The organism is Pedobacter africanus, from assembly GCF_900176535.1.
Lineage (GTDB): Bacteria > Bacteroidota > Bacteroidia > Sphingobacteriales > Sphingobacteriaceae > Pedobacter > Pedobacter africanus.
Window position 1 is genome coordinate 1000059 of record NZ_FWXT01000001.1, and the last position, 13719, is coordinate 1013777.

Sequence of the window (13719 nt, forward strand, 5' to 3'; positions counted from 1 at the left end):
ATTAAACTGCTTTAACTTCTTTTTGTCTTCTAAATATAGAAATTAAGAATCCAATAACCATTACAATTGTGCCTACCCAATAAAGATTAATATAAGGAAATTCAATAGATTTAAATACAACCCAGTCTTTGGCCTGCTGTGGTTTTTCATAAACCTGCAGTTCAACCTTCTTCTGCTCTGGTAATACTTTCGTAAACCTTAGCCTCAATCCAAGTTCATCAAGGTTACGCGCAAAATCAAAGGTATTGTTCCCTTTAATTAAAAATATAGGCTCGGTTTTATATATTTTGCCGTTCACGTTTATTTCCAACGGAAGCCCTACTGCCAGGTCGCCCGGAGCAAGCACCAGGCTTTTCGCTTTAGGCTGGCTGTTTAAAGCACCTACCGTTAGTACGCCGCTGCTGGTATGAAGGGTATCGCCGGTACTCACATTCACAATCCTTGGCGCTTTATAGTTTTCTTCTTCACTATGGCCTTCATGATCTTCATGGGTTTCCTTTTTATCAGGTGCGCTGGTAATGTGTGTATAGATGTCGTAAGTAAGGTAATGTTTGGTATCAGGCGAAGCGATCAATCCCATTTTTTCATTGACCTGCACATGCGGGTTCAGTTCAAAATCTTCCTTTATTTTACCTGTCTTTTCGTCTATCACCTTAAAATTAAGCTTATAATAGGTATTAGGCGCAATGGTCGTATCGCTGGTATAGGTAACGGTATAGCGGCCCATTTTTTTAGGCTCATTTTTATACAATACAATATTTTCGCCGGGTTTCTCTACTTTTTCAAAATCCTTTACCGGGATAAAGTTAGCGGCATTTAAGGATATTGGCCTGTTTGTGGCTGCTGCTACCAGGGCACCTAAAAGCAATAAGGCAAAGCCGATATGCGCTACTGCAGCACCTATGAGCTTGCGTTTGCCACCAAATGCCTGCCCTAATATTTTGGCATTGCTCAGTATGGCAAACAGACAGCTGAAGGTCAGCAGAATGTACATCAGGTTATGGTAAACACCAGTAAGGTATACAAAACCTGCAGTGATGACGATGGAAAATACCAGCGAGGCAAGCAGGCTGCTGTAAAACCTGCGGGTATCTGTCCTTTTATATTTAAGGAATTGTGAAAAACCGGAAACAATGGTAACCAGAATGGCAAAAGGTGCCTGCCATTGATTGTAATATTTAACGGCATCAATCGGTGGGGCAAACTTGGTACCAAAGGCCTGGTTAAATACCGGAACTGAGGTAGAGAAGATCACCTGTATACAGGCCACGGTAATCACCAATGCCCCAATAAACATCCAGAACTCCCTGGAGTAGGTTTCTTCATCCTTATTGGTGATCGGCAGTTCCTTCCAGCGCAGCACCAGCAAAATAACCGATATGGCCAGGAAAACCAGGATATATAAAACCAGGTGCCAGAACATACCCAGATCCGTAAAGGAATGCACCGAAGTGTCGCCAAGCACACCACTCCTGGTCAGGAATGAGGCATAAAGCACCAACACAAAACTGATCAGGATCAATGCAATCGCAGTAAAAAAGGCATGTCCTGTATTTTTAAAAGCGATCATTACGTGTACACCTGCAATAAGGGTAAGCCATGGAATGATGGAAGCATTCTCTACCGGGTCCCAAGCCCAGAAACCGCCAAAGTTCAGCGCTTCATAGGCCCAGAAAGAGCCCATGATGATACCCGTTCCCAAGATCATTACGGCAAATAGGGCCCAGGGCATAGCGGGTTTTACCCAGTCCTTATAACGTTTCTGCCATAATCCGGCGACTGCATAAGCAAAAGGAACAACCATACTGGCAAAACCCAGGAACAAAGTTGGCGGGTGGATTACCATCCAGTAATTTTGAAGCAAAGGATTTAACCCTTTTCCATCAGTAATGAACTTTAGATAATTTTTATAATTTTCAGGGTCAGCGAATATAGGAACCATTTCTTTCAGGTTCATTCCATCTCTTAGCAAGATGAATGGGGAACTACCAATGCGTTCGCCAAAAATCTCTACACCGAGCATCATGGAAGTCAAAAACACTTGTGAAAAGGCTACCACCGTCATGACCCCGTTCTCCCATGATTTCGCTTTCCAGATCAGAATAGCTCCTAGCAACGACTGCCAGAAAGCCCAAAGCCAGAAACTGCCCTCCTGACCTTCCCAGAACGCAGATACGATATAATATACAGGCAGTTCTTTGGAAGAGTGCGACCAGACGTAATAATATTCATTGTAATGATTTAAAATGAGGTAAAAGAGGGTTGAGCCTATACCAATAATACTGGCCCAGTTGATCAAAAAGGATATACGGCCTAAGCGTGTCCAGGAACGGTCGGTAAGGTCTTTATTTTTCGTCGCAAAAAAATAGGCGATAGTAGAGAGCAGCGAAGCGGCAAATGCCAGCACAATAAAAAACTGACCGATTTTACCGGGTAGGAGGTTCTCTCCAATAAATTGTATATCCATTAAAATTATTTGTATTTTTCTACTTTACCGTCCTGCTTGACTTCAACAAGTTCGTTGTTATATTTAGATGGGCACTTCATAAGTATCTTAGAGGCATAAAAAGTATTGTTCTCCATCTTTCCGATCAGTACCAGCTTTTCCGAGCGTTCGAAATCCTGAGGTTTGGTTCCGGCATATACCACTTTATTGACCATGCCTTTTTCATCTTTCATAAAAAATTCAAAGCGGTTTGCATCTTTAAGCGCATCGTAGTGCATCCCTTTAGCTTTTTCCCAGTGTCCCATTACATGAAACTCCCTGGAGTCTTTTGCGGCTTCACTAAAGGTTGAATAGGTATTTGTATCGGCGTTAAGGCTGATCAGGAAACCTACACATAACGCAATAGTTATTAAACCAATAATTGCACTTTTTCTCATCGTTTTTTATATAATTTCAAGTTGATGAAGCTATTCTGATTTTTAAATTCATGTAATCTGAGTTTGATAAAATCATGATGGCCTCATAGATGTAAATAAAGTTTTAATGAAAACACCACAAAGATAAAAAATATAAGCACCGAAAACCCATTGCAGGTATTCAAAACGCTATGATGACAGTTTATTGATAGTTCTCTGACAAAAAGCAAAAAAAATCCGCGATATCTTTTAAAATATCGCGGATAAAAACGAATTACTTGCTGATTATGGCCAAACACCCAGGTTCATATAAGATACGGCGATCTTATCAATTGAGCCTACAAATGCCGCTGTCCTTAAAGTTTTAACACCAGCTTTGGTCATTAGGGTCTCCCTGATCTCATGATAAGAATGGATCATGGTGTCTTCCAGACCGGAGTTTACCAGTTCCATCTCAGATGCGCCTTTAACAATCATCAGGCGATGTTCAGCCGGAATGCTTTTACCGGTAAGACTTTCCAGGGTATTGATCAGGTTTGCATTTGAATTCTCAGCATAACGGTTTTCCATACGGCCAAAAGCAACGTGAGAAAGGTTCTTCAACCATTCGAAATAAGAAACCGTTACACCACCCGCGTTGCAATACATATCCGGAATGATGATACCGCCCATTTCTGTGAAAATCTCTTCTGCCTCTGGAGTAGTAGGGCCATTGGCACCTTCTGCAATAATCTTTGCTTTGATGTTCCTGATATTTTCTACAGTCAGCTGGTTTTCAAGCGCAGCAGGCACTAAAATATCGCATGGCTGCTCCAAACCTTCCATAGAGTTTTTAAACTCTGTGGCTCCAGGGAAACCTAAAATTGAACCCGTCAGCTTGCGGTGTGCAAATACCTCATCGATATTTAAACCATTTTCGTTGTAGATCGCACCTTCATATTCGCAAAGGCCCACTATAGTTGCGCCAAACTCTGCAAGGAATTTAGCAGCATGGTAGCCTACGTTTCCTAACCCTTGTACAATGACACGTTTATCACCTAAACCGGCTTTAAGACCAATTTTAGCCATATCTTCAGCTACGGTAACACATTCTCTTACTGCATAGGCCACACCACGCCCGGTAGCTTCCTTACGTCCGCGGATACCATGTAAGGCAATTGGCTTACCGGTAACACAGCCCAGGGCATCAAGCTGACCAGGGTTCATGGTCATATAGGTATCGGCAATCCAGCTCATCTCGCGCTCTCCGGTTCCATAATCAGGAGCCGGCACGTCAATACCAGGGCCAATAAAGTTCTTTTTAATCAGTTCAGTAGTATAACGGCGGGTAATGTTTTCCAGTTCGCTAATGGTATAGTTTTTTGGATTGATACAGATACCTCCTTTTGCACCACCAAAGGGTACATTTACGATCGCACATTTGTAAGTCATCAAAGCAGCCAGTGCCATCACCTCATCCTCATTTACCATATCGCTGTAACGGATCCCCCCTTTTGTAGGGTTCATGTGCTGCGAATGTTCTACCCTCCAGGCATCAATTACCTCGAAACCATTTCCCCTGCGTATCGGGAACTGGAAACGGTACACACTGTTACAAGCTTTAATTTGGTTCAATAAACCTTCGGGGTGGGCGGTAAACTGCGCGGCACTGTCAAAATTCTTGCAGACATCTGCAAAGAAATTCGTCTCATTTGCTGTATTAGCCATTATTTGTTTTTTATGAATTTGAAATAAGTTCTCAGTTACAGATGCAAAATTGCACTAAAAAAAACGATTAATACAAATCAGAAATGACTTAGTGTACAGGAAACACTACCCCGGATTACAGCGAAAAACAGGCGCTAAAACGTTTAAAATTAGTTTTTGCCAGCAGATTTCTGTTCTAATTTTTTTAATCTTTTTTCAATAGAGAATAAAAAGAAAAGCAGGCCAAACAGAATTAGTACAATACAAGCTACGACCACATATATCTTACCCGAGGCATATACACTGTCAGAAATAGACTGACCTTCATTTTGAGCGAACAATTGAAAGGTAACCAGCAGCATTAAAAGCGTAAATGAAAATTTCTTCATGACTATAGTGTATTGTTTTTTTCTAATGAACGTACTCTGTATAAAATGGTATAGATCCAGTAACCGATCAGTATCCAGCCCAGGCAGGCAGGATAAAATACAGCACGCATACGGCTGTCGAGATCGTAGGAGTTGAAACCAGGATTGCCCCCGTTGCCCGGATGCAGTGAATCGGATAAGCGCGGCAGTACAAAAAGCAGCACCACCATTATCGGAAAGGCAAAAATGTTGTAAATAGCAGATATTTTGGCACGTTTCTGTTCTTCGTCTATCGCATTACGCAATACCAGGTAAGCAAAATAAAGAAGCAGTGCAATGGCGGCAAAGTTTTGTTTTACATCAAAGCTCCAGGCCTGCCCCCAGGTAAATTTGGCCCAGATGGCACCAGTTACAATACCTAAAATCCCATAAACTACCCCTACATTGATACTTTCTACGGCCTTAAGATCGTGATCAGGATTATTACTGCTCAAAAATTTAATACTGTGATAAACGGAAACACTGAAAAGAACGATCATCCCAAACCACATGGGCACATGAAAATAAAGGTTCCGGATGCTTTCGTGCAGGATAGGTAATTTAGGTACGTCAGACAAAAAGCCCCAGATGGTTGAGTAAGTAACCAATATTGCGCCTAAAATTTTCCACCAGTTCTTATTCATGCTTTAGATTTAATGGCGACAAATATAAGCACTGTGCTGTGCATTTTTATCATAAAGATGTAAATGCCCTAATCGCGCCATAAATAGGGGAACAGCAGCAGACTTACAGCAGCCACCAGGCCATTGATCACCAGCAGCAGGCCTATTTCGTCCATGCTCACACTTCTATCCAGGCCATCTATTGCATTTTTAGTGAGTTTGATCAGTACAATGATTACCGGGATCACTACCGGAAAACTCAGGATCGCCATCAGCATACTGCCATTGCCTCCGGCTTTGGAAGCTATGGCCGAGATCATGGTAAAAACGGTAGAGAAACTGAGGCTTCCCAGAATGGTTGCCAGAATATACAAGCCAAAATCCTGTGGTTCATACCTAAATACCAGTGAATAGAAAAACAGTGCAATCAGCGTCAGCACCATCATCAGCAGGATATTGTAAATCGTTTTGGAGATGATGAGTGCAATGGGGCTAGCTATGGTATAAATATACAGCTGCCTTCCACGGCTTTCCTGTAAAAAACTTTTTGACACGGCATTGATGGAGGCAAACAGCATAATGATCCAGAACAGCGCGTTCAGGGTAATGGGCGCCGCACTTACAAAAGAAAGAAAGCACACAAATACCGTGGATACCACATACAGTAAGACACCGTTCAGCGCATATTTTGAGCGCCATTCCAGCAGGAGCTCCTTTTTGATCAGATATTTTACCTGGCTTAGTAAATTCATTCAGCCGCAAAGGTAATTTAATGATCTGTTATTTCAAATCTGCGCGGTGGCCAACCATTTCGGGTGTTAAAACCCTTGCCGTTACTTTAGCCTTTGATGGTTGGTCGGCGCCCACCTGGAACGGTGCGGTGCGCGCTTGTCCGTCCATATCAACATCTGCTGCAGGATAATTGCCTGAGGCATTTAAAGCAGGACTGGCCGCCGAAAGGTGATAAATACCTGTAGCATCACGTTTAAGCTTTGGGTCTATGATTTTAAATGAGCCCTCCGGCATATTTCCCGCCCCTTTGACATTAAAGATCACATTGCCCTCCCATTTGGGGTTGGTAAATGGGCCCTTGATTGCGGCAGCTTCCTCACCACCCTGAATAAGGTTGTTCACAATGGTAATATCTATTGCACCCAGTCCTACTGGCGTTCTGGGATTTAAAGTGATGTTACTCTTATTGTTGACTAAGGTATTAAAAGCAATCAGTACCCGGTCCGGACGGTCATGTGAGGTGAGCGGGGCTCCATCGGCCACTTCGGCACCGCCATTGCCTATGTTAATGGCCGAGTTGCAATTCTCAAAATAATTACTGTGGATCACGTGATCGTCCCCAAAGATCCTTAAGCCCGGGGTATTGTTGAAATAGTTGCCATATACCTTGTTAAAATTACCATGACGCAAGGTAAACTGCGCTTTGCAATCGCGAATGGTATTGAAACGTATGGTTACCGCAGAAGATTTTACAGACAACAATTCATTTTCCCCCTCGCAATTCTCGAACAGGTTGCACTCAAAAATGCTATTGCTGTTCGACAGGCTGAACCCGCTAAGGCCAAACTGAACAGCCTCTGCCCCATTTCCTGTTTGCTGCGAAAAATTATGGAAATAATTGTGATGGATCCATAAGCGCTCGGCAATCTGTTTACCCGTACCCCTTACACCAATAAATTTACCCATGGAATTCTTGTTCTGGAAAGTATTGTAGTCAACCTGATGGTCGTTTCCAACGATGCTCAGGTAATTGCCATCACCTTTTGCTTCAAAAATATTCCGGGTCCACCGGCTAAAGCTGCTTCCCGCCCCTATCTCGTTTTTATTGGCTGCATTGCTGAACTTAAACCCGCGTATGATGACATGCGCAGCCGGACGCTGAATCCGGAGCCCTCCGGCACCTTTTATTTCTGCACCTCCAATGCTTTCCGAAGCGATAGTAACCGGCTTTCCTGTAGTTCCTATACATTTCACCACAATGTCCTCATCAGCAGTATATACACCATTTTTCAATACAATCTCATTTCCTGCAATGGCCTTATCAATGGCTTTTTGCAGTTCCGGTATAGAGCCTACTGTAATGGTCTGTGCAAAAAGGGAAACAGGCTTAGCCAGCCATAAAATAAAAAGAAAGGCGGTATGTTTTAACTTCATAATCGGGTGTTTCTAATAACAGGATGAAGTTAGGCCTTCTTTATGGAGATATTATAAACTAAATATTCATATCATTGTATTATAATGGCAATTTAAATAGCAATGACGCATCAATATTGTACTATCCTGGATAGCCCCCTGGGCAAGGTCAGCATCTTTGCCGATGATGAATTCGTGAACAGCATCACCTTTAAAGATAAAGCGGATAAAACAACTGGATTACGGGAGAACGAAATTTCGAGAATGGCGGCAGCGCAGCTCAGTGCTTATTTTGAAGGCACATTGCAGGTCTTCTCTCTCCCCACCTCGCAAAAGGGCACTCCCTTCCAGCAAGGTGTATGGGAGGCACTCTGCTCCATTGACTACGGTAAGACCATTTCTTATTTAAAATTTTCTGAACAACAAAATAACATCCTTGCAATAAGGGCTATCGCTGCAGCCAATGGGAAGAACGACCTGGCCATTGTAGTGCCCTGCCACCGGGTAATTGGCAGCAATGGAAAGCTGGTCGGCTATGCCGGGGAACTGTGGCGCAAACAATGGCTACTAGACCATGAACGGTCTGTAAGTCAGCAAGGACAGATGACCTTAAAATTCTAAAAGATGAATGCATACCTCGACATTACCCTGAGAAGCCTGGCTGTTTATGCCTTTATGCTGGCAGCCATCCGTTTAACCGGTAAAAAAGAACTTTCCCAACTCAACACCACTGATGTGGTTTTAATTCTCCTGATCAGCAATGCCGTACAAAACGCGATGGTAGGCAGCAATACGAGTTTGCTGGGTGGGCTTGTAGCTGCCGCAGTGCTGTTTGTCCTGAATTTTGTACTTAAAAAAGCGATGTTCAAAAGCCAGTGGTTCAGGGAACTACTCACCGAGAAACCTGAAATCCTGATCCATAACGGCAACCTGGATTTTGCCATGCTCAGCAAATTGGGCATCACCAACGAGGAATTGCGCGAAGCCATCCGCGAGCATGGGGTAGAAAAATATAAAGATGTTAAACTGGCCATTCTGGAAGCCGATGGGAACATCAGCATCATTACCGGAGATGAACACCTCAAACAGAGTCAGTACAAACGTAAAAGAAAACACAAATCGCTGGGCGACCTGAACTGATCACTAGGCTACCTTATAGCCCTCCTGTACAATCACAGCCTTGGGTTTTCTTACCGTGATCATGATCAGCGTTCCTGCAAGGATCACAAACCAACCCCATTTGTATTTCACCAATCCGGATGCAAAACTGACCAGCTTTTTAAAATGAAGGAAGCCAAATGAATCCTGTGTTTTAAAATGGATGCCATATAGACTAAGCAGTACCAAAGCAATACCTGCCCAGCCGGCAAACTTTACCAACCCAGCTTTTTCGGTAAAAGCACCAATCATGCCTATGACCACCAATACGTAAAAAGTAATGGCCAGTGTCTGGTCTACCTCAAAATAATTCCAGTTACCTAAAATAGGAACCCGCACCAATGGGCACATCCCTCCCGCAGCCATCAGTGCAGCGCCAATAATTCCTTGTATTTTCATGGCCTATCCTTTAGGGTTGATGCCCATTTTATCTGCAAAATGCGCACAATAGTCGCGCAGATCCTCTACAATCAGTGTCTCCCCGGTAGCTTTCAGGAAGCTGTCGCCCATGGTTTGCAGGGTCTCGTAGAAAAACCTTTTCATCTCATCAACAGGCATATCTTTGGTCCAGAGGTCTATGCGCATGGAGTTCTTATAATTATGGTCCCATAGGGCCAGAATCATAGATTTTACAGGCACCTGATCTTTGGTTTCGGCATCCGTGGATTCCCAAAGGATATTATCCGGCACATTGTTATCGTCTAACTGGACAGTGATTTTGATTTCGGCTTGTTTCATTATAGTAAACTGACTTTTAATATATAGATCAACAGGACCGTAAAAATGAGGAGTACACCTTCTACAATCCATATTTTTTTTAATTCGGGGATAAACTTTCTAAAGATAAGGTCTGAAATAAAGGCGATCACAAAGATCAGAAAACCAAAAGTGATGGCCCAGCCGGTCATGTCAACATAACCAGGCTTATGTGCATCATTTTTACCCGTCAGCAATACTACCGCAGTAACCAGACCTATGGCCGAAACAATGTTAAGTGGCGTTAGCTTTATTTTCAATTCCTTTTTAACCTTTTACTTTTTAAACTTCTTTTTCTTCCAGGCGGGCTGCTTGTTTGTTTTTTTTCCTGAAGCCCTGGCTGCCGCCGCTATTGCAGCTGCATGTTTTTTTTCATGGAATGCGCCTTTAAAATCCGGATTTTCTTTACGTTTCTGATCATCTATGGCTCTGTTTATGGCCTGTCTTTCTTCATAAGGTGTATCTTCTACAAAAACCTGGGCCGGCAAAGGTACAACAGGAATCTGTTGCCTGATCAGCTTTTCTATTTTCTGAATGTAATATTTCTCGGCCGGGCTGCAAAAAGTCAATGCATCACCTTCACTATAGGCCCTGCCTGTCCTGCCTATACGGTGAACATAGTCTTCAATTACAATAGGTACATCAAAATTAATGACATGGCTTACCTCCGATACATCAATTCCCCTCGATGCCACATCAGTCGCTACCAGCACCCGGATATTCCCTTCTTTAAAAGCATTGATGGAATTGATCCTTGTGTTCTGGCCTTTATTGGCATGGATCACCCTCACCGCATCTTCCCCAAAACGACGTTCAATAAAACTAAAAATATTGTCGGCAACTGTTTTGGTCTTACAAAAGACAATGACACGTTTGAAGTCCTCATTGTCTTCCATCAGGAAACGCAGCAGATTGATTTTGGTCTTGAAATTAGGCACCTCATACAGCGATTGCGTCACTGTAGTTGCAGGAGTGGCCTGCTCGGCAACCTCAATAATGGTAGGGTGCTTTAAAAAATCGCCGGCAATTTTTTGCACCAGGCTACTCATGGTAGCCGAAAACAACAGGTTCTGCCTTTTCCGCGGTACTATTTCCAAAATCCGGTGTATGGAACCAATAAAGCCCATATCCATCATTTTATCTGCTTCATCCAATACCAGGAACTTTAAGTATTGGGTATTGATATGACCTGCCAGGTAAATGTCTAAAAACCTGCCGGGTGTAGCGATGATGATATCCACTCCGGCTTTGATCTGCTCCGTTTGTGTTTTAGGGCCAATGCCCCCAAATATAACCACCGAACGCAGGTCGGTATAGGTTGAGAATAGCTTTACATGTTCGGCAATTTGCATGGCCAGCTCCCTGGTCGGGGCCAGGATAAGCGCACGTGCCGAATCGCCCTGCGCATACTTTAACTGCATGAGTATCGGCAAAACATAAGCTGCTGTTTTTCCCGTACCAGTCTGGGCAATGCCAAAAATATCCTGTCCCGATAACACAGGTGCAATCGCTTTTTCCTGTATAGGGGTAGCGTGGGTAAAGCCGGCATCGGCCACTGCGTTTAAAATCTGCCTGTTTAAATTAAATTCTTCAAAGCTTTTCGCCATATCGGGCAAAGGTAAGGAATTCCTTTATCTTTTATCCTTGCTCCTTATTCCCTAAAAACATAGATTTGGAGGCATGAACACCATTCTGATAAAAGCCGCCTCTATAGTAAACGAGGGACAAATTACTGTTGCAGACATAATCATTAAAGGAGGATTTATTGAAAAAATCGCACCTGAAATTAATATAAAAGCAGATCAGGAGATCAATGCCGAAGGTTTACACCTGTTTCCGGGAATGATTGACGACCAGGTGCATTTTCGCGAGCCGGGCCTAACACATAAGGCAGATATTTTTTCAGAAAGTATGGCCGCTGTGGCCGGTGGCATCACTTCTTTTATGGAGATGCCCAATACCGTTCCCAATACACTTACACAGGATTTACTGGCCGATAAATATGCCATCGCCTCCGAAATGTCGCTGGCCAATTACTCTTTTTTCATGGGTGCCTCCAACAATAACCTGGAAGAGGTACTCAAAACAGACCCCAAAAACGTGTGCGGCATTAAGGTATTTATGGGTTCTTCTACCGGAAATATGTTGGTTGACAATGAAAAAGTACTGGAAAATATTTTTAAAGATGCCCCCATGCTGGTGGCTACCCATTGTGAAGATGAACATACCATACAGCAGAACCTGGCCGCCTATAAGGAAAGGTATGGCGACAACATCACTATCGATATGCACCCACTGATCCGTAGCGCAGAAGCCTGTTATAAATCATCATCACTGGCGGTTGAGCTGGCCAAAAGGTATCAGACCCGGCTACACATCCTCCACATTTCCACTGCACGTGAGGTAGCGCTGTTTGATAACAAATCCCCGCTTAAGGACAAAAGAATAACGGCCGAAGCTTGCATCCACCATTTATGGTTTGATGACAGCGACTACGCCACCAAGGGCAACTGGATCAAATGGAACCCCGCCGTTAAAACCGCTGCAGACAAAGCGGGAATATTGCAGGGAGTACTGGACGGACATATAGACGTGATAGCTACAGACCATGCCCCGCACACCATAGAAGAAAAACAACAGCCTTATTTGCAGGCACCTTCTGGAGGGCCATTGGTACAGCATGCCTTACCGGCACTGTTCGAAATGTACCACCAGGGCAAAATCTCGCTCGTACAAATTGCTGAGAAAACAGCCCATAATGTGGCTACCTGTTTCGATATTGACAGAAGGGGCTTCATCAGGGAAGGCTACTGGGCCGACCTGGTGCTGGTGAACCTTAATGATCCCTTTACGGTAACCAAACTCAATGTATTATACAAATGTGGCTGGTCGCCTTTTGAAGGACAATCCTTCAAGGCCGAGGTTACACATACCTTTGTGTCTGGCAACCTGGCTTACCAGAAAGGGAAGTTCACCACACAGGAAACCGGAAAACGCCTGGCTTTTAACAGATAATGAACCAGGCCCACAAACCTATACTCAGGCGGTTTGCAGTTCTGTTTACCTTATCTGCGCTGGTTTATGTTTTTGGCTTTTTTTCGCATGCGGTTGAGCGCGCGTATGCACATGGTTTTTATCCTATTACCTCGGTAATTCAGCGTTTTATCAGCGGTCTGGTTCCTTTTGCACTGGGCGACTTCCTGTACCTGCTGCTGATTCTTTATGTGATCCGCAGTCTGTACCTTTTCTACAGGAAGTTGGTACAAAAACGTTTAGGCCCGCCTGACCGGCTGAACATCCCCCTGCAGGCATTAAATTTTGTATTGATCCTTTACCTGGTTTTCAAACTTTCCTGGGGGCTCAATTACTCCCGCATTCCTGTGGCCAGGCAGCTGAGCATTGGCAGTGAGAAATACCATACTACAGAACTGGTGGCATTGGGCAGGTATTTCGTTGGCCGGTTAAATCAGCTGCAGCACATCAAAAGGACTGATTACAATATCGGCCAATTGCAGTACCATGCAAAAAAAGCATACGATAAGATGCGGCAGCGCCATTCTTTTTTTGCTTACCCTGTTCCTGCTGTTAAACCCGTGCCGAACAGCTGGGTCATTACAAAAATAGGGATAGAGGGCTATTATTGTCCGCTTTCCGGCGAAGCCAATGTAAACATGCTTTTACCTGAGACCTCGCTTCCCTTTGTAACCTGCCACGAAATTGCACACCAACTGGGTGTTGCCCGGGAAGACGAAGCAAACCTGGTCGGTTACCTTACAGCGATCAATAGTGATGAACCCGATTTTAAATACTCGGCGGCATACAACATGCTCAAAAGTATTCTATTCGAGATCCGGATCAAGTCGCCCGAAGATTATGAAAGGCTGTACAAAACCATCAATCCCATGACTTTAAAGGACATTCAAAACGACCGGGATTTCTGGCAGAAGTACAACAGCGACATGTACCGCTATTTTGGCCTGGCATTCGATAGGTTTTTAAAGCTGAACAACCAGCCCAAGGGAACTGACAGTTACCAGGATATAGTACTTTGGCTTTACAATATCCATAAAAAAGATTTGTAA

Annotated in this window: 15 protein-coding genes; 4 read left to right on the plus strand and 11 right to left on the minus strand. The window is 43.7% G+C overall.

Annotated features, from left to right (window positions below):
- Position 1: 1 nt before the first annotated feature.
- From B9A91_RS04135 to B9A91_RS04165, 7 genes are all read right to left on the minus strand, one after another.
- The gene (locus B9A91_RS04135) at positions 2–2467 is read right to left on the minus strand and encodes a heme lyase CcmF/NrfE family subunit (protein WP_084237139.1); all 2466 of its coding nucleotides are present in this window, start codon (positions 2465–2467) and stop codon (positions 2–4) included.
- A gap of 5 nt (positions 2468–2472) precedes the next feature.
- On the minus strand, positions 2473–2883 hold the full coding sequence (locus B9A91_RS04140; RefSeq protein ID WP_084237140.1) for a cytochrome c maturation protein CcmE domain-containing protein: 411 nt from the start codon (positions 2881–2883) through the stop codon (positions 2473–2475).
- 264 nt (positions 2884–3147) lie between these two features.
- Complete coding sequence (locus B9A91_RS04145; RefSeq protein WP_084237141.1) at positions 3148–4569, minus strand: Glu/Leu/Phe/Val family dehydrogenase; 1422 nt, start codon at positions 4567–4569, stop codon at positions 3148–3150.
- Between the two features lie 149 nt (positions 4570–4718).
- Positions 4719–4937: a CcmD family protein gene (locus B9A91_RS04150; protein ID WP_084237142.1), complete on the minus strand. Its 219-nt coding sequence runs from the start codon at positions 4935–4937 to the stop codon at positions 4719–4721.
- 2 nt (positions 4938–4939) lie between these two features.
- On the minus strand, positions 4940–5599 hold the full coding sequence (ccsA, locus tag B9A91_RS04155; RefSeq protein ID WP_084237143.1) for a cytochrome c biogenesis protein CcsA: 660 nt from the start codon (positions 5597–5599) through the stop codon (positions 4940–4942).
- 68 nt (positions 5600–5667) lie between these two features.
- Complete coding sequence (locus tag B9A91_RS04160) at positions 5668–6330, minus strand: heme exporter protein CcmB (protein ID WP_084237144.1); 663 nt, start codon at positions 6328–6330, stop codon at positions 5668–5670.
- A 28-nt stretch (positions 6331–6358) separates the two neighbouring features.
- Positions 6359–7744: a polysaccharide lyase 6 family protein gene (locus B9A91_RS04165; protein ID WP_084237145.1), complete on the minus strand. Its 1386-nt coding sequence runs from the start codon at positions 7742–7744 to the stop codon at positions 6359–6361.
- Positions 7745–7846: 102 nt separating this feature from the next.
- Between B9A91_RS04165 and B9A91_RS04170 the strand changes: the two genes are divergently transcribed.
- The gene (locus B9A91_RS04170) at positions 7847–8344 is read left to right on the plus strand and encodes a methylated-DNA--[protein]-cysteine S-methyltransferase (RefSeq protein WP_084237146.1); all 498 of its coding nucleotides are present in this window, start codon (positions 7847–7849) and stop codon (positions 8342–8344) included.
- Between the two features lie 3 nt (positions 8345–8347).
- Positions 8348–8863: a DUF421 domain-containing protein gene (locus tag B9A91_RS04175; RefSeq protein ID WP_084237147.1), complete on the plus strand. Its 516-nt coding sequence runs from the start codon at positions 8348–8350 to the stop codon at positions 8861–8863.
- Between the two features lie 3 nt (positions 8864–8866).
- Here B9A91_RS04175 and B9A91_RS04180 read toward each other — a convergent pair whose 3' ends face one another.
- From B9A91_RS04180 to B9A91_RS04195, 4 genes are read right to left on the minus strand one after another with little or no spacing between them, the layout of a single operon-like run.
- A complete protein-coding gene (locus tag B9A91_RS04180; RefSeq protein ID WP_084237148.1) occupies positions 8867–9280 on the minus strand; it encodes a hypothetical protein in 414 nt (137 codons plus the stop codon).
- A 3-nt stretch (positions 9281–9283) separates the two neighbouring features.
- Entirely contained in the window at positions 9284–9619 is a 336-nt protein-coding gene (gene gldC, locus B9A91_RS04185; RefSeq protein WP_084237149.1) for a gliding motility protein GldC, read from the minus strand.
- On the minus strand, positions 9619–9897 hold the full coding sequence (locus tag B9A91_RS04190; RefSeq protein ID WP_084237150.1) for a hypothetical protein: 279 nt from the start codon (positions 9895–9897) through the stop codon (positions 9619–9621). The genes gldC and B9A91_RS04190 overlap by 1 nt, the downstream gene beginning before the upstream one ends.
- 15 nt (positions 9898–9912) lie before the next feature.
- Positions 9913–11244, minus strand: coding sequence for a DEAD/DEAH box helicase (locus B9A91_RS04195; RefSeq protein WP_084237151.1), 1332 nt, complete (start codon positions 11242–11244; stop codon positions 9913–9915).
- Positions 11245–11317: 73 nt separating this feature from the next.
- Here B9A91_RS04195 and B9A91_RS04200 point away from each other — a divergent pair, with 73 nt between their 5' ends.
- Both B9A91_RS04200 and B9A91_RS04205 read left to right on the plus strand, forming a co-directional pair.
- Positions 11318–12652, plus strand: coding sequence for a dihydroorotase (locus B9A91_RS04200; RefSeq protein WP_084237152.1), 1335 nt, complete (start codon positions 11318–11320; stop codon positions 12650–12652).
- On the plus strand, positions 12652–13719 hold the full coding sequence (locus B9A91_RS04205; RefSeq protein WP_084237153.1) for a DUF3810 domain-containing protein: 1068 nt from the start codon (positions 12652–12654) through the stop codon (positions 13717–13719). Before B9A91_RS04200 ends, B9A91_RS04205 begins: the two co-directional genes overlap by 1 nt.

Bases quoted from the DNA above. Each gene is read 5' to 3' on its own strand.
- B9A91_RS04135 (WP_084237139.1), bottom strand. From the start codon at position 2,467: ATGGATATACAATTTATTGGAGAGAACCTCCTACCCGGTAAAATCGGT.
- B9A91_RS04140 (WP_084237140.1), bottom strand. From the start codon at position 2,883: ATGAGAAAAAGTGCAATTATTGGTTTAATAACTATTGCGTTATGTGTA.
- B9A91_RS04145 (WP_084237141.1), bottom strand. From the start codon at position 4,569: ATGGCTAATACAGCAAATGAGACGAATTTCTTTGCAGATGTCTGCAAG.
- B9A91_RS04150 (WP_084237142.1), bottom strand. From the start codon at position 4,937: ATGAAGAAATTTTCATTTACGCTTTTAATGCTGCTGGTTACCTTTCAA.
- ccsA (WP_084237143.1), bottom strand. From the start codon at position 5,599: ATGAATAAGAACTGGTGGAAAATTTTAGGCGCAATATTGGTTACTTAC.
- B9A91_RS04160 (WP_084237144.1), bottom strand. From the start codon at position 6,330: ATGAATTTACTAAGCCAGGTAAAATATCTGATCAAAAAGGAGCTCCTG.
- B9A91_RS04165 (WP_084237145.1), bottom strand. From the start codon at position 7,744: ATGAAGTTAAAACATACCGCCTTTCTTTTTATTTTATGGCTGGCTAAG.
- B9A91_RS04170 (WP_084237146.1), top strand. From the start codon at position 7,847: ATGACGCATCAATATTGTACTATCCTGGATAGCCCCCTGGGCAAGGTC.
- B9A91_RS04175 (WP_084237147.1), top strand. From the start codon at position 8,348: ATGAATGCATACCTCGACATTACCCTGAGAAGCCTGGCTGTTTATGCC.
- B9A91_RS04180 (WP_084237148.1), bottom strand. From the start codon at position 9,280: ATGAAAATACAAGGAATTATTGGCGCTGCACTGATGGCTGCGGGAGGG.
- gldC (WP_084237149.1), bottom strand. From the start codon at position 9,619: ATGAAACAAGCCGAAATCAAAATCACTGTCCAGTTAGACGATAACAAT.
- B9A91_RS04195 (WP_084237151.1), bottom strand. From the start codon at position 11,244: ATGGCGAAAAGCTTTGAAGAATTTAATTTAAACAGGCAGATTTTAAAC.
- B9A91_RS04200 (WP_084237152.1), top strand. From the start codon at position 11,318: ATGAACACCATTCTGATAAAAGCCGCCTCTATAGTAAACGAGGGACAA.
- B9A91_RS04205 (WP_084237153.1), top strand. From the start codon at position 12,652: ATGAACCAGGCCCACAAACCTATACTCAGGCGGTTTGCAGTTCTGTTT.